General features: G+C 72.4%; 14 protein-coding genes and 1 pseudogene. 10 read left to right on the top strand and 5 right to left on the bottom strand.

Features of this window, described 5'->3' with window-relative positions; translation table 11 throughout:
• From BZY54_RS33310 to BZY54_RS33300, 3 genes and pseudogenes are all read right to left on the bottom strand, one after another.
• A pseudogene (locus tag BZY54_RS33310) lies at positions 1-509 on the bottom strand (ester cyclase); the annotation flags it as partial.
• An 86-nt stretch (positions 510-595) separates the two neighbouring features.
• Positions 596-1,369 (bottom strand): SDR family NAD(P)-dependent oxidoreductase, encoded by a 774-nt coding sequence (locus tag BZY54_RS33305; RefSeq protein WP_086729056.1) that lies wholly within the window; start codon positions 1,367-1,369, stop codon positions 596-598.
• 96 nt (positions 1,370-1,465) lie between these two features.
• Positions 1,466-2,146 (bottom strand): MOSC domain-containing protein, encoded by a 681-nt coding sequence (locus BZY54_RS33300; protein WP_086729055.1) that lies wholly within the window; start codon positions 2,144-2,146, stop codon positions 1,466-1,468.
• An 80-nt stretch (positions 2,147-2,226) separates the two neighbouring features.
• On the opposite strand from BZY54_RS33300, the gene BZY54_RS33295 reads away from it, so the two are divergent.
• Complete coding sequence (locus BZY54_RS33295; protein WP_086729054.1) at positions 2,227-3,138, top strand: LysR family transcriptional regulator; 912 nt, start codon at positions 2,227-2,229, stop codon at positions 3,136-3,138.
• 110 nt (positions 3,139-3,248) lie between these two features.
• Here BZY54_RS33295 and BZY54_RS33290 read toward each other — a convergent pair whose 3' ends face one another.
• Positions 3,249-3,581: a WhiB family transcriptional regulator gene (locus BZY54_RS33290; protein WP_086729053.1), complete on the bottom strand. Its 333-nt coding sequence runs from the start codon at positions 3,579-3,581 to the stop codon at positions 3,249-3,251.
• Between the two features lie 382 nt (positions 3,582-3,963).
• On the opposite strand from BZY54_RS33290, the gene BZY54_RS33285 reads away from it, so the two are divergent.
• The 4 genes from BZY54_RS33285 (at position 3,964) to BZY54_RS33270 (ending at position 8,604) form a co-directional block, all read left to right on the top strand.
• Positions 3,964-4,575 (top strand): response regulator transcription factor, encoded by a 612-nt coding sequence (locus tag BZY54_RS33285; RefSeq protein ID WP_003948568.1) that lies wholly within the window; start codon positions 3,964-3,966, stop codon positions 4,573-4,575.
• Between the two features lie 540 nt (positions 4,576-5,115).
• Complete coding sequence (locus tag BZY54_RS33280) at positions 5,116-5,703, top strand: sigma-70 family RNA polymerase sigma factor (RefSeq protein ID WP_086729052.1); 588 nt, start codon at positions 5,116-5,118, stop codon at positions 5,701-5,703.
• Positions 5,704-5,856: 153 nt separating this feature from the next.
• Positions 5,857-7,365, top strand: a complete 1,509-nt coding sequence (gene guaB, locus BZY54_RS33275; RefSeq protein ID WP_086729051.1) for an IMP dehydrogenase — start codon at positions 5,857-5,859, stop codon at positions 7,363-7,365.
• A gap of 114 nt (positions 7,366-7,479) precedes the next feature.
• Positions 7,480-8,604 carry a GuaB3 family IMP dehydrogenase-related protein gene (locus tag BZY54_RS33270; RefSeq protein WP_086729050.1) on the top strand — a complete coding sequence of 375 codons (1,125 nt, stop codon included), beginning with the start codon at positions 7,480-7,482 and terminating at the stop codon, positions 8,602-8,604.
• Between the two features lie 296 nt (positions 8,605-8,900).
• Here BZY54_RS33270 and BZY54_RS33265 read toward each other — a convergent pair whose 3' ends face one another.
• On the bottom strand, positions 8,901-10,109 hold the full coding sequence (locus BZY54_RS33265; RefSeq protein WP_086729049.1) for a nucleotide sugar dehydrogenase: 1,209 nt from the start codon (positions 10,107-10,109) through the stop codon (positions 8,901-8,903).
• Positions 10,110-10,400: 291 nt separating this feature from the next.
• Between BZY54_RS33265 and BZY54_RS33260 the strand changes: the two genes are divergently transcribed.
• The 5 genes from BZY54_RS33260 to BZY54_RS33240 form a co-directional block, all read left to right on the top strand.
• Positions 10,401-12,107 carry a glycerol-3-phosphate dehydrogenase/oxidase gene (locus tag BZY54_RS33260; RefSeq protein WP_086729048.1) on the top strand — a complete coding sequence of 569 codons (1,707 nt, stop codon included), beginning with the start codon at positions 10,401-10,403 and terminating at the stop codon, positions 12,105-12,107.
• A gap of 353 nt (positions 12,108-12,460) precedes the next feature.
• Complete coding sequence (locus tag BZY54_RS33255) at positions 12,461-14,668, top strand: serine/threonine-protein kinase (RefSeq protein ID WP_086729047.1); 2,208 nt, start codon at positions 12,461-12,463, stop codon at positions 14,666-14,668.
• Between the two features lie 124 nt (positions 14,669-14,792).
• Entirely contained in the window at positions 14,793-17,597 is a 2,805-nt protein-coding gene (locus BZY54_RS33250) for a protein kinase (RefSeq protein ID WP_086729046.1), read from the top strand.
• 166 nt (positions 17,598-17,763) lie between these two features.
• Entirely contained in the window at positions 17,764-19,494 is a 1,731-nt protein-coding gene (locus BZY54_RS33245; RefSeq protein WP_086729045.1) for a serine/threonine-protein kinase, read from the top strand.
• 73 nt (positions 19,495-19,567) lie between these two features.
• Positions 19,568-21,158, top strand: a 1,591-nt coding sequence (locus BZY54_RS33240) for a serine/threonine-protein kinase (protein WP_107419886.1), incomplete at its 3' end; no start/stop codon positions are given.

Below are 21,158 nucleotides of genomic sequence, written 5' to 3'. Positions count from 1 at the left end.
TCCAGCGGGCGCAGACCCGGTCGTCCTTTGCGGTCAGGTCCTCCAGGGTGAAGGCGAAGTCGAAGGCGTCCCGCCACATCCGGTACTCGCGCCGGATCGCGTCGAGCCCGATGGTGTCCTGCGGGTTGACCGGGTCATGGCTGTGACAGTCCTCGTCGATCAGGTCGTTGAGCGCCGGCGAAGGTGTCGAAGAAACGCCGCACGGTGTCCTCGTAGAGCCGCTCGTCCCGTACCACCTCCAGGTCCATGAAGGTGGGCATCTCGTCGCACAGCGCGACCATGCCGCGGAAGATCTCGTCGGTCTCCGGCAGGTTCGAGTTCCGCATCGCCTCCTCGTACGACGGGAACTCCACCATCTCCACGATGTGCGAGTCGTCCGAGCGGTCCTTGCCGACCAGCGCGTGGGTCGCGGTCCGCCTTCCGCCGGTCTTCTCGACCCAGGTGTCCATCAGCCGGTTCATCTCGTCGAACCGGCTCGTCCTGCACTCGATGAGCTGTACGAAGGTCATGACGCCCCTCCGGCCCCCCTGGCCCGATTCCGTCACCGCCATTTTCCCACCGGGAGGACGACGTCACCTCCGTAGCGCGCTCCGGACTACTGCGGGCCGTACTTGCGGCCCGTCTTCGACGTGATCCCGCCCAGCAGGCCCCGCGGCGTCACCTTCACCAGGCCCATCAGGGCCTTGTAGCGCGGGTCGGGAATGGAGAGGGTCTTGCCGCGCGCCAGGTCCGCGAGGGCCGCCGCCACCAGCTTGTCCGCGTCCAGCCACATCCAGTTCGGGATGTTGTCCGTGCCCATGCCGGCCCGCTGGTGGAACTCGGTGCGCACGAAGCCCGGGCACAGCGCCATCAGCCGCACTCCGCTGCCGGCCAGGTCGCGCGCCGCGCCCTGGGTGAACTGCACGACCCACGCCTTCGACGCCCCGTAGGTGCCGCGCGGCACGAACGCCGCCACCGACGCCACGTTCACCACACCGCCCCGGCCGCGCTCGCGCATCGCCTCGGTCGCCGCGGACGTCAGCCGCAGCACGGCCTCGACGTGCACCTTGAGCATCGTCAGCTCGTCGGCCATCGACACTTCGAGGTAGCGGCCCTTGTTGCCGAAGCCCGCGTTGTTGATCAGCAGGTCGACCGGGTTGCGGCGGTCGCCCAGCCGGGCGGCGACCGCTTCGATGCCCGCCTCCGCCGACAGGTCGGCCGTCAGCACCTCCGCCTCGATGCCGTGCCGGTCGTGCAGCTCGGTCGCCTGGTCCGTCAGGCGCTTGGTGTCACGTGCCACCAGGACGAGGTCGTGCCCGTCCGCCGCCAGCCGCCGTGCGAACGCGGCGCCGATGCCCGCGGTCGATCCCGTAATCAGAGCCGTTGTCATGGCGAAAGATTAGTGGTCCGGGCGGCCGGTTCCCGATCTCTGCACAGGGCCTCCCGATCGGTGAGGGCGAGGTGTCCCCCCGCCGCCCACGTTCCGTCAGACCGCGTACTCCTCCGCGTACTTCCGGGCCGCGGCCAGTGCCTCCGGGTGCAGTGCCTGCGCCGCCGCGAGCAGGCGCGGCAGCAGGGTGCGGTCGGTCGTGCCGGCCCGGAACGCCATGGCCACGGTCACGTCGTGGTCCGGGCGGTACACGATCTCCACCGGATCACCGGAACGGATCTCACCCGGTTGGATCACCCGCAGGTACGCCCCCGGCGCACCCTTCCGCGTGAACCTCTTCACCCATCCCTTCTCGCCCAGATGGCCCTGGAAGGTCCGGCACGGGATCCGCCCGCTGGTGACCTCCAGCAGCACCGAAGGGCCGGCCGGCGAGCCGATGCGCCAGCGCTCGCCGATCAGGGCGCCGGACACGTCCAGGCCCGCCGTGGTGAGGTTCTCCCCGAACGCGCCGTTCGGCAGCGTCCGCTCCAGCTCGCGCTCCCAGTCGTCCAGGTCCTCGCGTGCCATCGCGTACACCGCCTGGTCGTCGCCGCCGTGGTGCCGCGTGTCGCACACCGCGTCCCCGGCCAGTCCGCTCGCGCCGACCCCCTTCGGCCCGGGCGCCGCCACCCGCACCGGGTGGTCCACCGGCCGCTTGTCGATCCCGGTCAGGCCCTCCGGCTGGTCGGTGTACGGCACGGCCCGGGGGCGGCCCAGGTTGACTGAGAGAAGCTTCATGCGAGCACGGTAGGCGAGCCGTCTTCAAAGTGTCGACGCATTATTGAACGGTCGGCCCAAGGATCGCTTATGATCGAAGGGTGATCGAGGCTCGTCATCTGCGCGTGCTGCGCGCCGTGGCCACCAGCGGGTCGTTCTCGGCGGCGGCGCGAGAGCTGGGCTGCACCCAGCCCGCCGTCAGCCAGCAGATGAAGGCGCTGGAGACCAATGTCGGCACACCGCTGCTGGTCCGTACCGGGCGTGAGATGCGGCTGACCGAGGCCGGCGAGGCGCTGGTGCGGCACGCGGGCGGCATCCTGGCCGGGCTCACCGCCGCCGAGGAGGAGGTCGCCGCCATCGCGGGGCTGCGCGCCGGACGGGTGCGGCTCGTCTCCTTCCCGAGCGGCAGCTCCACGCTCGTGCCGACCGCCCTCGCCGCGCTGCGCGCCGCGCACCCCGGCACCCGGGTCTCCCTGGAGGAGGCCGAGCCGCCGCGCTCCGTGGAACTGCTGCGCGAGGGCGACTGCGACGTCGCGCTGGCCTTCCGCTACGAGGGCGCCACGGGCGAGGACGAGGCCGGCGCCGAGGAATGGGCGGACCTGGTCGTACGGCCGCTGCTGACCGACCGGCTCGTGGGCCTCGTGCCCGAGCGGCACCCGCTGGCCCGCGCGGGGTCCGTCGGCATCGCGGAACTCGCGGACGAGCCGTGGATCGCGGGCTGCCCGCGCTGCCGCGGCCAGTTGGTCCAGGTGTGCGCGGGCGCCGGCTTCACGCCCCGCATCGATTTCGCCACCGACGACTACCCGGCGGTCGTCGGCCTGGTGGGCGCGGGACTCGGGGTCGCGGTCCTGCCCCAGCTCGCGATCGAGTCCGTACGGCCCCGGGGCGCGCGCACCGTCGAACTGGAGCCGACGGTGCGGCGGGAGATCGTGGCGCTCACTCTGCCCGACCTGGCCCAGGTGCCTGCGGTGGCGGCCACGCTGGACGAACTGGTGCGCGCCGGGACCAGGTGACCACGCCCGGAACGGCAACGGGTGGCACCGCACGAGACGGACGGCAAGGGGAGGGCACGCGTTCGCGTGCCCTTGTGGATGATCGTGTCTGTGTAAGAAGAAACGTTACTTCAGTTGTCAGAGGCGGCGGTGTCCCCGCTGGATGACGATGCCGTCACCAGCCGGTTGCGTGCCCGCCCCATGAGCTCCTCGCGCTCGTCCTCGGTGAGGCCACCCCACACCCCGTACGGCTCGCGCACCGCCAAGGCGTGTGCCGCGCACTCCGCACGGACCGGGCACCTCATGCAGACCTCCTTGGCCGAGTTCTCTCGAGCGCTTCGAGCCGCCCCGCGCTCGCCCTCCGGATGGAAGAAGAGCGAGCTGTCCACTCCGCGGCAGGCAGCCAGCAGCTGCCAGTCCCACAGGTCCGCATTCGGTCCGGGAAGGCGGGAGAAATCTGCCATTGCGTGACCCCTTGTAGCCGTTCGGTGGCGGATACGGTGCCAACGACCGTACATCTCCGATCTAAGGAGATGAAAATATGACTCATTGCGAATCTAGCCCTAGACACCTAGAAACGGGAAGAAAAGGGGCTGAATGGGGCATAGGTTGTGGTGAAAAGTTGAGGGTCTGACGTCTGTGTCTGCACTGTGTCCGCTCCCTCACGTAGAGTGCCGAAAACGGCGTACGGCCCCGTAACTCTTTCGAGTGACCGTCGTTGAGAGTGCGGAGGCGGTTGAAAACACAAGTGCTCGGGCAGGCGTCCGAGACGGTCGACCGCACAGGTGACGATTTCGTACCAGCCTGGAGGCTCAAGGTGACGCGCATCAGCTGCGGAGGGCGGCCATGACATCCGTCCTCGTCTGCGACGACTCCCCGCTTGCCCGAGAGGCGCTCCGCCGCGCGGTCGCGACCGTGCCCGGCGTCGAGCGCGTGACGACGGCGGCCAACGGCGAGGAAGTTCTCCGCCGCTGGGGTGCCGACCGCTCGGACCTCATCCTCATGGACGTGCGCATGCCCGGTCTGGGCGGCGTCGAGACGGTCCGGCGCCTGCTGTCCGCCGACCCCGGTGCGCGCATCATCATGCTCACGGTCGCCGAGGACCTCGACGGTGTGGCACTCGCCGTCGCGGCCGGCGCCCGCGGCTATCTCCACAAGGACGCCTCCCGTGCGGAGTTGCGCGCCACGGTGACCCAGGCTCTGGCCGACCCCACCTGGCGGCTCGCCCCGCGCCGGCTGCGCTCCGCCGAGATGGGCGCCGCGCCCACGCTCACCGCGCGTGAGATCCAGGTCCTGGAGGGCATGAGCCACGGCCGCTCCAACGCCGAGATCGGCCGCGAGCTGTTCCTCTCCGAGGACACCGTCAAGACGCACGCCCGCCGGCTGTTCAAGAAGCTCGGCGCCTCGGACCGTGCGCACGCGGTGGCGCTCGGCTTCCGGTGGGGCCTGGTCCGTTAGGTCCGCCGGGGACCGACCCGAACCGGCGGACCTGCACGACGTCCCCACGCACGACGGCGAGCGTGGGGAGCGTCCTGCCGTGCGCTCGCCGTGCCCGGACGCACGGCAGCGCGGCAGCGCGGTCCAGGTGTCCCTGCGGACATTTCTGCGGATACGTATCTGCGCTGGTCGGGCTCCCTGGTGGGCCGCGGCTCCGTGCGGCTGAGCGACCGGTGAGCACGGGCCGTTCCACCGTCGCGTGGGCTGTGCGGGCCGTCCGCGCGAGACCGTGTCCGGGGCCCGGGCAGGGCCGCTTCGGGGCCGTACTAGCCGCCGCCTACCGCATGCCGGGAGCCGGTGGCAACGCGGCCCGCCGGACGGCCGCTGCTCGTTTCGCGGCGGATGCCGCATCCTTGAGGTGTGGAGTTCCTCGGGGACGAGTCGGTCGAGCGGAATGGGAGGGCGCAGGGGATGGGTTCCGGCGCACCCGCTCATAACGCTTCGGTGCACAACCGCGAAGGTGGTGCCACGGAGCGGACGACGTCAAGGCACCATGGACCGATGCGCGACGACGAGGCAGCAGTTGCCCAAGGGGCGATCGGTGCCCTCGTCCACCGTGCCGTCGACGGCGACGAGCAGGCCACGCACGACCTGCTCGCCCGCGTCCACCCGCTGGCGCTGCGCTACTGCCGCACACGGCTGTCCCGGCTCCCGGGCGACGCGCGTCACTTCGTCGAGGACCTGGCCCAGGAGGTCTGCGTCGCCGTCCTCCTCGCCCTGCCGCGCTACCGGGACACCGGGCGCCCCTTCGAGGCGTTCGTCTTCGCCATCGCCTCGCACAAGGTCGCGGACCTGCAGCGCGCGGCGATGCGCCATCCCGGTTCGACGGCGGTGCCCTCCGACGAGATGCCCGAGCGCCCGGACGACTCCCTCGGCCCGGAGGAGCGGGCCCTGCTCAGCAGCGACGCCGAGTGGGCCAAGAAGCTGCTCGCCAACCTTCCCGAGAACCAGCGGGAACTGCTGCTCCTGCGCATCGCGGTGGGGTTGACCGCGGAGGAAACGGGACAGATGTTGGGAATGTCACCAGGAGCGGTCCGGGTGGCCCAGCACCGAGCACTGAGCAGGCTGCGGGCCCTCGCCGAGCAGTAGGCGGGCCGCAGTTGGACCGGTGGTGAACGGGCAGTGCGCCCGTTCCGTACGAACATACGAAGCCCACGGCGGCCCTGCTTCGTGGAATGAGACGCCTCCGCTTCCCGTTAGCATGGACATCCGCACCGATCAAGGCCATTTGGGGAAGGTGTCATGACTGCAAACGTCGACGGAGTGCCCGAGAAATTCGCGACACTCGGGCTGACCTACGACGACGTGCTGCTCCTGCCGGGCCCGTCGGACATGGCGCCCGACGAGATCGACACCGCCTCGTACGTCTCCAAGAACGTGCGGGTCAACATCCCGCTGCTGTCCGCGGCCATGGACAAGGTGACCGAGTCCCGCATGGCGATCGCGATGGCCCGCCAGGGCGGTGTCGGCGTGCTGCACCGCAACCTGTCCATCGAGGACCAGGCCAACCAGGTCGACCTGGTCAAGCGGTCCGAGTCCGGCATGGTGGCCAACCCCATCACCATCCACCCGGAGGCCACGCTCGGCGAGGCCGACGCGCTGTGCGCCAAGTTCCGCATCAGCGGCGTGCCCGTCACCGACCCCTCCGGCAAGCTGCTCGGCATCGTCACCAACCGCGACATGGCCTTCGAGCCCGACCGCTCGCGCCGGGTCAGCGAGGTCATGACGCCGATGCCGCTGGTCACCGGCAAGGTCGGCATCTCCGGCGTGGACGCCATGGAGCTGCTGCGCCGCCACAAGATCGAGAAGCTGCCGCTGGTCGACGACGCGGGCGTCCTCAAGGGCCTGATCACGGTCAAGGACTTCGTCAAGGCCGAGCAGTACCCGAACGCGGCCAAGGACGCCAAGGGCCGGCTGCTGGTCGGCGCCGCGGTCGGCGTGGCCGGCGACTCCTTCGAGCGCGCCCAGGCCCTGATCGAGGCGGGCGTCGACTTCATCGTCGTGGACACCGCGCACGGCCACTCCCGGCTGGTCGGCGACATGATCGCCAAGATCAAGTCGAATTCGGCCGGCGTCGACGTCATCGGCGGCAACGTCGCCACCCGGGCCGGCGCCCAGGCCCTGGTCGACGCGGGCGCCGACGGCATCAAGGTCGGTGTCGGCCCCGGCTCCATCTGCACCACCCGCGTGGTCGCCGGCATCGGCGTCCCGCAGGTCACCGCCATCTACGAGGCCTCGCTGGCCGCCAGGGAGGCCGGCATCCCGGTCATCGGCGACGGCGGCCTGCAGTACTCCGGCGACATCGCCAAGGCCCTGGTCGCGGGCGCCGACACGGTGATGCTCGGCTCGCTCCTCGCCGGCTGCGAGGAGTCCCCGGGCGAGCTGCTGTTCATCAACGGCAAGCAGTTCAAGTCCTACCGCGGCATGGGCTCGCTGGGCGCCATGCAGACCCGCGGGGACCGCAAGTCGTTCTCCAAGGACCGCTACTTCCAGGAGGGGGTCGCCTCCGACGAGCAGCTGATCCCCGAGGGCATCGAGGGCCAGGTGCCCTACCGCGGCCCGCTGTCCTCGGTCGTCCACCAGCTCGTCGGCGGCCTGCGGCAGTCGATGTTCTACGTCGGCGGCAGGACGGTGCCGGAGCTCCAGGCGAACGGCCAGTTCGTGCGCATCACCTCGGCGGGTCTGAAGGAGTCCCACCCGCACGACATCCAGATGACGGTCGAGGCGCCGAATTACAGCGGCAAGAAGTGATCCACGCGCGCGTGGATTCTGTCTGAGGGCGGCCCCGGATCCTCCGGGGCCGCTTTTGTCATGGGCGTCGGCGATACTGGAAGACGCTGCAACGCATCAGGGAAAGGCCAAGACGTGACTGAGATCGAGATCGGGCGCGGCAAGCGCGGCCGCCGGGCGTACGCCTTCGACGACATCGCCGTCGTCCCCAGCCGCCGTACGCGGGACCCGAAGGAGGTCTCGATCGCCTGGCAGATCGACGCCTACCGCTTCGAGCTGCCCTTCCTGGCCGCCCCCATGGACTCGGTCGTCTCCCCGGCCACCGCCATCCGTATCGGCGAGCTGGGCGGACTGGGTGTGCTGAACCTCGAGGGCCTGTGGACGCGCCACGAGGACCCGCAGCCGCTGCTGGACGAGATCGCCGAGCTTCCCTCCGAGGCCGCCACCCGCCGCCTCCAGGAGATCTACGCCGCGCCGATCAAGGAGGAGCTGATCGGCGCGCGGATCAAGGAGGTGCGCGACTCCGGAGTGGTCACCGCCGCCGCGCTCTCCCCGCAGCGCACCGCCCAGTTCTCCAAGGCGGTCGTGGACGCGGGCGTGGACATCTTCGTCATCCGCGGTACGACGGTCTCCGCCGAGCACGTGTCGTCCTCGCACGAGCCGCTGAACCTGAAGCAGTTCATCTACGAGCTCGACGTCCCGGTGATCGTCGGCGGCTGCGCCACCTACACCGCGGCCCTGCACCTGATGCGCACCGGCGCGGCCGGCGTCCTGGTCGGCTTCGGCGGCGGCGCCGCCCACACCACGCGCAACGTGCTGGGCATCCAGGTCCCGATGGCCACCGCGGTCGCCGACGTGGCCGCCGCCCGCCGCGACTACATGGACGAGTCCGGCGGCCGGTACGTGCACGTGATCGCGGACGGCGGCGTCGGCTGGTCCGGTGACCTGCCCAAGGCGATCGCCTGCGGCGCGGACGCGGTGATGATGGGCTCCCCGCTGGCGCGCGCCACGGACGCGCCCGGCAAGGGCCACCACTGGGGCATGGAGGCCGTCAACGAGGAGCTGCCGCGCGGCCAGAAGGTCGACCTGGGCACGGTCGGCACGATCGAGGAGGTCCTGACCGGCCCCTCCCACACCCCCGACGGCTCCATGAACTTCTTCGGCGCCCTGCGCCGCGCCATGGCCACGACCGGCTACAGCGAGCTCAAGGAGTTCCAGCGGGTCGAGGTGACGGTGGCGGACTCGCAGCACAAGCGGTAACGCGCAGGGATCTCACGGAAGGGGCCCGGTCACTCGCTCAGGCGGGTGGCCGGGCCTCTTTGTGTATGCGCAGGCGGGGGTGCGGTGTGCGGAAGTAGGTGCATGGTTGCGTTCGGGGCGAATGTGGGCCGAACGGGCGTTGTGGAGCGGTAGCGTCCGTGATCGGCGACCCAGTTGTCTTGGGCGCCCCCCTTCCAACGACACGGTCCGGACCCCGCCCCCGGGGCCCGGCCCGAATTCCGAGCGAACCACCTACCGGGTCCATGGTCGGCATCGTGGAATGGGGCGCCCACCTCTCACAACCGATGCGCCGCCCCCAAAGGCGCCGCCCCCCGCGTGTCCAGCAACAACTGCGCCTTCACCGACAGCCCTTGCAGGTCGTACGTCCGGTGATGCTGGAGCAGGATCGTCAGGTCGGCGTCCGCCACCGCCTCGTACAGCGCGTCCGCGCGCGGGACGGGCCGGTCCAGGACGTTCCACGCGGGCACGTGCGGGTCGTGGTAGCTGACCGAGGCGCCCAGTCCCATCAGGCGGACGGCGATCTCCTCCGCCGGGGTGCCCTGGAGATCCGCGAGGTCGGGCTTGTACGTGACGCCCAGAAGGAGTACCTGGGCACCCCGCGCCGACTTGCCGTGCTCGTTGAGGAGAGTCGCGGCGCGCTGGATGACGTAGCGGGGCATGCGGCTGTTGACCCGCTCGGCGAGTTCCACCATGCGCAGGCCGCGGCCGGCGGGGCCGGTCAGGTCCTGCGGGAGGCCGTGGCCCCCGACGCCGGGGCCGGGGCGGAAGGCGTGGAAGCCGAACGGCTTGGTCTCCGCGCAGCGCACGACGTCCCACAGGTCCACGCCCAGGTCGTGGCAGAGCACCGCCATCTCGTTGACCAGGGCGATGTTGACGTGCCGGTAGTTGGTCTCCAGGAGCTGGACCGTCTCCGCCTCCCTGAGCCCGCGCGCGCGGACCACCTTGTCGGTGAGGCGGCCGTAGAAGGCGGCGGCCGACTCGGTGCAGGCCGGGGTGAGGCCGCCGATCACCTTGGGCGTGTTGGCCGGGGTGAAGTCGCGGCTGCCGGGATCGACGCGGCTCGGTGAGTAGGCGAGGTGGAAGTCGCGCCCCGCGCGCAGCCCCGACCCCTGCTCCAGGAGCGGGCGCAGGAACTCCTCCGTCGTCCCCGGGTGCACGGGCGACTCCAGGATGACGGTGGTGTGCGGGCGCAGGTGTTCGGCGAGGGCGCGGGCGGCGGTCTCCACCTGGCTCAGGTCGAGCCCGCCGTCGGTGCCGCGCGGGGTCGGCGCGCAGATCACCACGGTGCGGACCCGGCCCAGTTCGGCGGGGTTGGTGGCGGGCCGGAAGCCCCCCGAGAGCATCCGGCGCAGTTCGGCGGGGCTGAGGGAGCCGGACTCGTCCCCGGTGCGGTACCCGAGGGTGGGCATACCGGCGGCCACGGCGGCCTGGGCCAGGGGCAGGCCGAGAGGACCGAGTCCGATGACGGCGAGATCTGCGGGCATGGCGTGGGCCGTCCTTCCCAATAACCGAGGCATGGCGGGCACGCAAGTCCTGTGGACAGGACGAGCGAGTGCAATGTCAGACTAGGAGTAAATATGACCGTTTTGCGGGATTGACCAGCGTGTTTCTGGGTGAACCGCTGGAAGTTGTCCACAGGCTGGGGGCGACTGGTGGCTGAAGACGGGCAAGCCGGTCAGAATTTGGGCATGGGGAGATGACGGGGGATGCGGAAGGGACGGGAGACGGGCTTCGCCCGACGGGTGCGGCCGGCGCGACGGACAGCGGGAGGCGCAGTGAGGACAGCGACACTGGGGCCGGCGCAGCGCGCCGAGTCACTGGCGGAAATGGCCGAGCGTGAACTGGACATCCTGGTCGTGGGCGGCGGCGTGGTCGGCGCGGGCACGGCCCTGGACGCCGTCACACGCGGCCTGTCCACCGGCATCGTCGAGGCCCGTGACTGGGCCTCCGGCACGTCGAGCCGCTCCAGCAAGCTGATACACGGCGGACTGCGCTATCTGGAGATGCTCGACTTCGCGCTCGTCCGCGAGGCGCTGAAGGAGCGCGGCCTGCTGCTGGAACGCCTCGCCCCGCACCTGGTCAGGCCCGTGCCGTTCCTGTACCCGTTGAAGCACAAGGGCTGGGAGCGCTGGTACGCGGGGTCGGGCGTGGCGCTCTACGACGGCATGTCGATGGCCCGCGGCCATGGCCGGGGCCTGCCGCTGCACCGCCACCTGAGTCGCCGTCACGCCCTGCGCGTGGCACCCTGCCTGAAGAAGGACGCCCTGGTCGGGGCCCTTCAGTACTACGACGCCCAGATGGACGACGCCCGCTTCGTGGCCACCCTGGTGCGCACCGCCGTGTCGTACGGCGCGCTGGCCGCGAACCGGGCGCGGGTCACCGGGTTCCTGCGCGAGGGCGAGCGCGTGGTCGGTGCGCGGGTGCAGGACGTGGAGGGCGGCGGCGAGTACGAGGTCCGCGCCAAGCAGGTCGTCAACGCCACCGGGGTGTGGACCGACGACACCCAGGCCATGGTGGGGGAGCGCGGCCAGTTCCACGTCCGGGCCTCCAAGGGCATCCACCTCGTCGTGCCCAAGGACCGCATCAACTCCACCACCGGGCTGATCCTGCGCACCGAGAAGTCCGTGCTGTTCGTCATCCCCTGGGGCCGGCACTGGATCATCGGCACCACCGACACCGACTGGGACCTGGACAAGGCGCACCCGGCGGCCTCCAGCGCCGACATCGACTACCTGCTGGAGCATGTGAACTCGGTGCTCGCGGTGCCGCTCACCCGTGACGACGTGGAGGGCGTGTACGCGGGCCTGCGACCCCTGCTGGCCGGCGAGTCCGAGGCCACCAGCAAGCTCTCGCGCGAGCACACCGTGGCCCATCCGGTGCCGGGCCTGGTCGTCGTCGCGGGAGGCAAGTACACCACCTACCGGGTGATGGCCAAGGACGCCGTCGACGAGGCGGTGCACGGCCTGGACATGCGGGTCGCCGACTGCGTCACCGAGGAGATCCCGCTGTACGGAGCCGAGGGCTACCGAGCGCTGTGGAACGCGCGGGCGCGCATCGCCGCCGCCACCGGCCTCCATGTGGTGCGGGTGGAGCACCTGTTGCACCGCTATGGCTCGGCCGCGCAGGAGATCCTCGCCCTCGTCGCAGAGAACCCGGCCCTCGGCACCCCCCTCCAGGCAGCCGACGACTACCTGCGCGCGGAGATCGTCTATGCCGCCTCGCACGAGGGGGCACGGCATCTGGACGACGTACTCACCCGGCGCACCCGCATATCCATCGAGACCTTCGACCGGGGCACGCGCAGCGCCCGTGAGGCGGCCGAGCTGATGGCGCCGGTGCTGGGCTGGGACAAGGACCAGATCGAACGCGAAGTCGAACACTACGACAAGCGGGTGGAGGCCGAGCGGGAGTCGCAGCGGCAGCCGGACGATCTGACGGCCGACGCGGCGCGGCTGGGGGCGCCGGACATAGTGCCGTTGTGAGGGGCCGGATCTTCGGGACCGCCCACGGGGCCCGGGACAGCGCCATGAGGTTCGGAACGGCCTCGTGATCACGAGGTTCGGGAGGGCCTCACGGGGTTCGGACCAACGGGATTCGGACGGGACACGCGAGATTCCGGCAGACCCGATGAGCTTCGGGCGGGCCCCATAAGAGGGGAAGTGTCCCGGAGCGTCGGCACCCCGGGCTGCTCTCCTGTCACGGCCCGTCATCCCGCCACACCGGCCACGCCGTTCCACCGGGCACCAGGGTGTCCTCAGGGGCACCCTGGGCGTTGAGCACTTGTCGCGTGAGAGACAATGGAGGCTCTGTCAGGGCGGGTTGCATGAGGGGACGCATGTCGGAGGCGGAGCGGGCGGGGGCATCCCGTCAGGACACTCGTCAGGACAACAGCGAGCGTCTTCTCGCCGGGCGGTACCGGCTGGGGGACGTGCTCGGCCGCGGCGGCATGGGCACCGTGTGGCGGGCCGAGGACGAGACCCTGGGCCGGACGGTCGCGGTCAAGGAACTGAGGTTCCCGTCGAACATCGACGAGGACGAGAAGCGGCGCCTGATCACGCGCACCCTGCGCGAGGCCAAGGCGATCGCGCGGATCCGCAACACCAGCGCGGTGACCGTCTTCGACGTGGTCGACGAGGACGACCGCCCGTGGATCGTGATGGAGCTCGTCGAGGGCAAGTCCCTCGCCGAGGTGATCCGCGAGGACGGCCTGCTGGAGCCCCGGCGGGCCGCGGAGGTCGGTCTCGCGGTCCTCGACGTGCTGCGCTCGGCGCACCGCCAGGGCATCCTGCACCGCGACGTGAAGCCCTCCAACGTGCTCATCGCCGAGGACGGCCGGGTCGTGCTCACCGACTTCGGCATCGCCCAGGTCGAGGGCGACCCGTCCATCACCTCGACCGGAATGCTGGTCGGCGCGCCCTCCTACATCTCCCCGGAGCGGGCCCGAGGCCACAAGCCCGGCCCGGCGGCCGACCTGTGGTCGCTCGGCGGCCTGCTGTACGCCTCGGTCGAGGGCGCTCCGCCGTACGACAAGGGTTCGGCGATCGCCACGCTGACCGCGGTGATGACCGAGCCGCTGGAGGAGCCCAAGAACGCCGGCCCGCTCCGGGACGTCATCTACGGCCTGCTCGAGAAGGACCCGGCCAAGCGCCTGGACGACGCGGGTGCCCGGGTGATGCTCAACGCCGTCATCAACGCGCCCGAGCCGAAGGCGGCCGAGCCGGAGCCGCCCGCGGACGCCACGAAGCTCGTACCGCTGCCCGTACAGCCGGACCGGAGCGCGGGCAAGAGCGACTCTGCGGCCTCCGGCTCCGGTTCCGGCAGCTCGGGCAAGCGGGGCGAGGACGCGGCCGAGCGGCTGCGCGGCGCGCTGCGCTCCGTGCGCAAGGCCGCGTCGGCGGCGGGAGCGGCGACCTCGGCGGCCGCCGCCCGCACCAAGCCGACGGCGGGCGACACGGCCGCGGCCGAGTCGACGGGCGCCGGCTCGGGTTCGGGTTCCGGCTCGGGTTCGGGAGTAAAGGCCCGGCCGACCGCCGGGGGTTCCGCCTCCGCGGCGGCCGGTACGGCGGCCGGAAACCGCAAGGGCACTGCCACCGGTGCTGATGCCGGGGCCGGTGCCGCCGCCGGGACCGCGAGCGGCTCGGCCGGGGCAGAGACCGGGACCGGCAAGGGGACCGGAAAAGGGAACGAGAACGGTGCCAAGGCCGGTCGCAGCGGTTCCGGGTGGCCGGTCGTGCCGCCGCCGGACCTGGACCTGCCACCGCGGCCGGCGCCGCGGGCGCCGCTCACCGATGTGGTGCCGCGACGCACGCTGGTGATCGTCGCGGTGGTCGTGGCGCTCGCCGTGATCGGCACCGTGCTGGCCCTCACGCTCGGCGGTGACGACCAGGATTCCAAGGGCGGTGGCAACGGTGCCGCCTCCCGTGCGTCCGCCCCCGCCGACGCGTCCGGGAAGGCCTCGCCCGAGCAGGACGCCGGCAGCGGTGGCGCGGTGAACGGCAAGGCGGCCGACTCCGCGACGGACACGGCCGGTTCGGGCGGCTCGCCCGCCGCGAGCTCCGGCACCGGTGCGTCGGACGACAACGGCTCGGACTCCGGTTCCGGTGACGGCTCGGCGCCGGCGGTCTCGACGTACAAGGGCAGCCCGAAGTTCTCCATAGGGCTGCCCAAGGGGTGGAAGTACACGCGCACCGACTCCGCCGGGGCCCGCTTCACCGGCCCCGACGGGCAGAAGCTGCTGGTCGCCTGGACGTCCACCCCGAAGGACGACCCCGTGGCCGACTGGCGGGACCAGGAGCGCTACATGGTGCGCAAGCAGTACCACCGCATCCGGATCGAGAAGGTGGGCTACCGGGGCTGGAACGCGGCCGACTGGGAGTTCACCTACCTCGACGGCGGGACCCGGTACCGCACGATAGACCGCGGGTTCGTCGTCGACGACCGTCACGGGTACGCCCTGATGTACACGGCGAAGGCGGACAACTGGGGCAGCGATCTGCGCAGGGACACCTGGCGGACGCTGACGAAGACCTTCGAACCCAAGTGAGATCCGGCATCCGTACTTTGCGGGTTGTCTCCGGCACGTATCGTGAGTGGTTGCGTACCGTAAGCCTCGGGAACGGGACGCGTGGCGAACGGATTTGACCGACCGTGCGGCCGGGGGAGGCAACGTGGACGACTATGCGGGCCGGGTGCTCGCCGACCGCTACCGCCTGCCGCTGCCTCCGTCGGACGAGTACGAACTCACCGAGACCCGGGCCTTCGACACCTACAGCGGACAGGAGGTCCTGCTCCGGCAGGTGCCGTTGCCCGAGGTCGTCGAGGCGGAGGTGCTCGACGCGGACGGGCTGCCCGAGGGCTTCACGGCACGGGACGGCGCCTTCCGGAGGCCGTCGGGCCGGGCGGGAGTAACGGGCCGGGCGGGGACCGCGCGGGCGGCCCGCACGGCCACGCGGCGGCCCACCGATCCGGCCGTACGCCGGGCGGTCGAGGCCGCGCAGGCCGCAGCCCGCATCCCTGACCACCCACGGCTCGACCAGGTCTTCGACGTGTTCGCGGAGGGCGGTTCGCTGTGGATCGCCAGTGAGCTGGTCGCCGCGCGCCCCCTGGCGGCGCTGCTGGCCGAGAAGCCGCTGACGCCGTACCGGGCGGCCGAGGTCGCCTCCGACATACTCATGGCGCTGCGGGTCCTGCACGGCCACGGCTGGGTGCACCGCAACATCACCGCTCGCACCGTCCTGGTCTGCGACGACGGCCGGGTCATGCTGACCGGCCTCGCGGTCAGCGCGGCCGAGGAGGCCCTGTGCGGGTACGACCCGGTGCCGGTCCAGGGGGACGAGGGCGCGCACGCGGGCCGGGGCGAGGGCGAGGGAACCCAGGGCCCGGTCGGGCCCGGTGACGCGGCGGCTCACGGAGGTCCCGGCCCGTACGGCGGTACAAGCGGCACGGGGCGCACCGGCACCGGGAACCCGCGCGACTTCGGCGGAGCGGGCTTCGGCGGGCAGTCGAGCGGCCCGGGTTCGCCCCCGGCGGATCCCGAGGCCGCGCGGCGGGCCGCGATCGAGGCACGGGCCGCGGGCGCGTTGCCGCTGCCCGGAGGCGACCCGGCGAACGTCGCGGGGGCGCCCGGAGCGCTCGCCCGGCGCACGCCGCAGAGCGGTGACGACGTGCGGGCCGCGCGAGCCGGGGCGATCGCCGCGTATCGCGCGGGCGCACGGGCGGCGGCCCGTGTCCACGAGGCGCAGCAGAGTGCGCGCGCGGCACTGCCCGGCGCCCGGCCGCCCGCCGAGGGCGAGAGCCGCACCGGTCCGCCGGGGCAGATCGCCGACCCCTACGGGGTCCGTGCGACCGCCTGGCACAACGGCACGGCCCAACGCCCCCCGACCGCCGGACCCGTTCCCGGCGGCGGAACCGGAACCGGCGGACCCGGCACCACGGGCGGCGGCCCTGCGGCGGCCGGCGGCGGATCGGGACGTACGGCCCTTCCTCCCGCCGGTGCAACCGGAAGCGGCCGGCCGGCGTACGGCCTGCCACCCGGGACCGCGGGCCCGGGCACCCCGGGACGGGACGTGCCCGCGCTCGGTGCCGCGGCCCTGACCGACCCGTCCCGCGGCGCCACGGGACCGGGCGGTGCCGCCGCCGCGCCCGAACCGTCCGCGGCGACCCCGCCCCCGGCCCGTTGGGACGATCGCGTCGCCGGTACGCCCGTGCGACGGGGACCCGCCACCGCGTTGGCCGCCGAGCGGGCGCGGCAGGCGCGGATGACAGTGGTGGGCCCGGTGACCGAGCGCTGGGCGCCGGAGCAGGCCGGCCCCGTGCACGAGAACTGGCAGCTGGCCGCGCCCATCGGACCCGCCACCGACCTGTGGGCGCTGGGCGCGCTGCTCTTCCGCGCCGTACAGGGGCACGCTCCGTACCCGGAGGAGTCGACGGCCGAGCTCGTGCAGATGGTGTGCGCCGAGCCGCCCGCCTTCGCTGAGGAGTGCGGACCGCTCCGCCCGGTCGTGGAATCGCTGCTGCGTCAGGACCCCACCGAGCGACTGGACTTCGAGGAGCTGGGCGGCTGGCTGCGTTCGCTGGTGCGGTCCGCGCCGGAGCCCGAGGCAGGCGCCCACGTCGTGGCCGCGCCGCCCGCCGACGCGAGCCGGCTCCCGGTCGTCCGCCGCCGGGGCGAGCTGGTGCGCAGGCGGCGCACAGCGCTGCCCGTCCACCACGGACGGCACAAGCGAGGCCGCGAGGAGGCCCGTTCACCGCGCAGTCTCGGGCGGACCCTCCTCCTGGTGATCCTGCTCCTGCTGGCCGCGGCGGTCGCGTACGCGATGCTGTTCATGCCGAAGGCCGGGCACAGCGGCGCGACGGGCGGCGACCGTACGAGAGCCGCCGGCGAGGCGAGCCCGGCCCCGAGCGACGGGAACGCCGACAACAGCCCCGGCCGGCCGAGGGGTTCGGCCGACCCGTCCGGCTCGTCCGGTTCGGCCGGTTCCTCGGGGTCGACCGAGACACAGACCACCGGTACGGACGTCGCCGACGGGTTCACTCTGCGCAAGGACTCCGCGGGGTTCCGGATCGCCGTCCCCAAGGGCTGGAGCCGTACGCCGAAGAACGACCGGGGTCAGGTGGTCTACTCCCACGGCGGCTTCGAGCTGATCGTGGTCCCCGGCCGGGACGGCGCCGCCGAGTTCGGCAGCGACCCGATGACGTATCAGCGGGAGAAGGAGAGCGAGCTGCAGGGCTACCGCGACTCCAGCTGGGCGACGTCCTCCGGGCTGCGGACCATCGAGGTGGGCGGACGGTCCATGGCGGAGGGGCAGTTCACCTGGAACGACGCGAGCGGGCGGCAGCTGTTCGTACGCAACGTCGCCATGCTCCTGGGCGGCCGCTACCACGTGGTGCAGGTACGTGGCCCGGAGTCCGAGCGGGACGAGGTGAGCAAGCTGTACGAACAGGCGTCGGCGACGTACCGGTTCACCGGCTGAACTTCCAGGCCTCACAGGAGATATCGGGAGTTCACAGAAGTTCCCGGAAGCACCGGGAAGCGACAACCGTCACAGTGGGGTCTCCTTGGCACCCCGCCGGTTCCCTGTCGGAGGGCCGGTCCTTACTCTGACCCTGTCAAGAACATTGCGGGGCAACGTGAATCAGATGCAGGGCCTGCTCCTCGCGGGCCGCTACCGGCTCGCCGACTCCATCGGCAGCGGCGGCATGGGCCGGGTGTGGCGCGCGCACGACGAGGTGCTGCACCGGTCCGTCGCCATAAAGGAGTTGACCGCCGCGCTCTACGTCTCCGAGAGCGACAAGGCGGTCCTCCTCGCACGTACCAGGGCGGAGGCCCGCGCGGCCGCTCGGATCAACCACTCCGCCGTCGTCACCGTGCACGACGTGCTGGAGCACGACGGCCGCCCGTGGATCGTCATGGAACTGGTCGAGGGCCAGTCGCTGGCGGACGCGGTCAAGGAACGGGGTCGCCTGGAACCGCAGGAGGCGGCCCGGATCGGACTGTGGGTGCTGCGCGCCCTGCGGGCCGCGCACGCCGCCGGGGTGCTGCACCGCGACGTCAAGCCCGGCAACGTCCTGCTCGGCCAGGACGGCCGCGTGCTGATCACCGACTTCGGCATCGCCCAGATCGAGGGCGACACCACCATCACCCGCACCGGAGAGGTCGTCGGCTCGGTCGACTACCTGGCCCCCGAGCGGGTCCGCGGCCACGACCCCGGCCCGGCCTCCGACCTGTGGGCGCTGGGTGCCACGCTGTACACGGCGGTGGAGGGGCTGTCGCCGTTCCGCCGCACCTCGCCGCTGAGCACCATGCAGGCGGTCGTCGACGAGGAGCCGCGCGAGCCGCAGCACGCCGGCCCGCTCGCACCGGTCATCACCGCACTCCTGCGCAAGGATCCGGCCGCACGACCGGACGTCACGACGATCGAGCAGATGCTCGCGGAGGCCGGCGAGGGGCGGCGGCCGCGCGACGCGCAGGCGTACGTGCCGACCCAGCGGGTCGATCACCACCCGGAGCCGGGAACGCATCCCGGGTACGCCGGTGCGTACCCGGGCGCGCAGACCGGTGCGTACCCGGGCGCGCAGCCGGGCCCGCACTCCGGCGCACCCGTGTCCGGCCCGCCTGTCACCGGTGCGACGACGCCGTACCACCCGGTGACGCCGCCGACGGCCGTCGCGCCCGTGCACGGGGCCGCGAGCGGGGCGAGGCCCCCCAGGCGCCGTCGCCTGCGCAACATCGCCCTGGTGGCGGTCCTCGCCGCGCTCATCGGCGGCGGCACCGCGGTGGTGCTGCAGAAATGGGACGCGGGCCGGCGGCACGACGCCGGACCGTCCGCGTCCACACCGCCCCCCACGTCACCCGGGCCGAGCCCGACCCGGACCGGGGCGGCCGGTGCGACCGGCGACCTCCCGGACGGCTGGGTGCGCCGCGACGACCCCTACGGCTTCAGCATCGCCGTGCCCGACGCGAGCTGGCGGCGGGAGAACGCCAATCAGAAACTCCACCAGGTCGACTACACGCCCGACGGCGGAAAGCACCTCATCCGCATCGCCGTCGACGACTCGCCGGACTTCCCCACCGCGTACGATCACCAGATCGACCTCGAACAGCAATTGCAGCGGCTGGTCGACTACAAGCGGGTGACTCTCCAGGCCAACACCTTCCGCGACTGTTCCGGCTCCCGATGGGAGTACACGTGGACGGCGCTGGGCAAGGACACGGCCTTCCCCGGGCCGCGCCGCGCGATCGAGGAGACGTACTTCTCGCGTGGGGGCGTGGAGTACGCGATCTACATGTCTGCGCCCGTCGAGGACTGGGCCACCACACGGCAGCAGTTCAAGACGGTGCTCCAGAGCTGGCGGCCCTCCTCGGGCTGACGGCCGGCGGGCCCCGCGCTTGGCCGGTCGGCGCCCCGGAAGGGGAGCGGTCCGATGCGGCATGATGGGGCGCATGGGGACCGAGGGGGCCGACCTCCGTGTGATCGCGGGCCGTTACCGCCTGGAGGCGCGGATCGGGCGCGGCGGCATGGGCATCGTGTGGCGGGCGACCGACCAGTTGCTCGGCCGGCGGGTCGCGGTCAAGGAACTTCCGTTCGACGAGACGTTGTCCGCCGACGAAGCCCTGCAGCAGCGGGACCGGACGCTGCGGGAGGCACGCGCGGTCGCCCAGTTACGGCACCCGCACGTAATCGTCGTCCACGACATCGTGGAACAGGACGAACGCCCTTTCATCGTCATGGAGCTGGTCGAGGGCGGCTCGCTGGCCGACCGGATCGCCACGCGCGGGCCGGTGGACGCCGCCGAGGCCGCCCGCATCGGCATCGCCCTGCTGAGCGCGCTGCGCACGGCGCACGCCGCCGGGGTGCTGCATCGCGACATCAAGCCGGCCAACGTCCTGGTGGAGTCCGGCACCGACCGCATCGTCCTCACCGACTTCGGCATCGCCCAGGTGGCGGGCGCCACCACACTCACCGAGACCGGCTCCTTCGTGGGCTCGCCGGAGTACACCGCACCCGAGCGGATGTCCGGGAGCGGCACGGGTCCGCAGTCGGACCTGTGGTCCCTGGGCGCCCTGCTGTGCACGGCGCTGAGCGGTGAATCGCCCTTCCGGCGCGACTCGTTGGGCGGGATCCTGCACGCGGTCGTCATGGACGAGATCCGGCCGCCCGCGCAGGCCGGGCCGATCCTCCCCGTCGTACGCGGACTGCTGGAGCGCGATCCGGACCGGCGGCTGGAGGCGGCCGAGGCGGAGCGCATGCTGCGGACCTTCCTGGAGACGGGGCGTACGCCGCAGCAGCCGCCGTCCCGCTACACGCCGACGCAGCGCAACGTGCCACAACTGCCCGCGCTGCCCTCACTGCCCAGGCCGACCCGGTCGGGCCGGACGGCCCAGCCGGGCGGGTCGGGCGGGTCGGGCCGGCCGGGCCTGGAGGCGTCGTCCCCGGCGGGCGCCCCGGAGGGTTCCGGTGGTTCCGGAGGGCGGGGCGTGTCCGGAGGGCAGGCCGGTTCCGCCGTGCCCGGCGCCTCCGGTGGACCGAGCGGGGCCGAAGGCCCTGGCGCGCCGGACGGGGGTGCGCAGGAGGCGCCCGCCCGGCTCTCCAGGCGGGGCGTGCTGGCCGGGGCGTTACTCGTCGCCGCGCTGGCCGGGGCGGGCGTGTCCGCGGCGGCGCTGCTGATGAACGGGGGCGGCACCGGCGGCCACACGCCGGTGAGTTCGGCTCCGGGTACGGCCGCGAGCGCCGTGGGGAGCACCACGGCGGGCACGGCGTCCGGGGCGGCCTCGCCCGCGTCCTCGGCGTCGGTGCCGTCGGCCGCGGTGCCGTCCGGGCCGGCCGCCACGGTCTCGGGCACCCGGTCCGCCTCGGCCGCCGCCGACGGCCCCACCGCCCCCTCGGGCTACCACCTGGTGCACGACCGGGCCGGCTTCTCGCTCGCGGTGCCGGACGGCTTCACGCGCACACCGCAGGGCGTGCGGATCTTCTACATGTCGCCGGGGGAGACCGTCCGGCTCGGCATCAAGATCGCCGAGCCGGACGGTCTCC

Origin of the sequence: Streptomyces carpinensis (assembly GCF_002154505.1) — a bacterium.
Classification (GTDB): Bacteria; Actinomycetota; Actinomycetes; order Streptomycetales; family Streptomycetaceae; genus Streptomyces; species Streptomyces carpinensis.
The sequence above is the reverse complement of the archived record's forward strand: the minus strand, read 5'-3'. Positions and strand labels throughout refer to the sequence as shown.

Bases quoted from the DNA above. Each gene is read 5' to 3' on its own strand.
- BZY54_RS33305 (WP_086729056.1), bottom strand. From the start codon at position 1,369: ATGACAACGGCTCTGATTACGGGATCGACCGCGGGCATCGGCGCCGCG.
- BZY54_RS33300 (WP_086729055.1), bottom strand. From the start codon at position 2,146: ATGAAGCTTCTCTCAGTCAACCTGGGCCGCCCCCGGGCCGTGCCGTAC.
- BZY54_RS33290 (WP_086729053.1), bottom strand. From the start codon at position 3,581: ATGGCAGATTTCTCCCGCCTTCCCGGACCGAATGCGGACCTGTGGGAC.
- BZY54_RS33285 (WP_003948568.1), top strand. From the start codon at position 3,964: ATGACATCCGTCCTCGTCTGCGACGACTCCCCGCTTGCCCGAGAGGCG.
- BZY54_RS33280 (WP_086729052.1), top strand. From the start codon at position 5,116: ATGCGCGACGACGAGGCAGCAGTTGCCCAAGGGGCGATCGGTGCCCTC.
- guaB (WP_086729051.1), top strand. From the start codon at position 5,857: ATGACTGCAAACGTCGACGGAGTGCCCGAGAAATTCGCGACACTCGGG.
- BZY54_RS33265 (WP_086729049.1), bottom strand. From the start codon at position 10,109: ATGCCCGCAGATCTCGCCGTCATCGGACTCGGTCCTCTCGGCCTGCCC.
- BZY54_RS33255 (WP_086729047.1), top strand. From the start codon at position 12,461: ATGTCGGAGGCGGAGCGGGCGGGGGCATCCCGTCAGGACACTCGTCAG.
- BZY54_RS33245 (WP_086729045.1), top strand. From the start codon at position 17,764: ATGCAGGGCCTGCTCCTCGCGGGCCGCTACCGGCTCGCCGACTCCATC.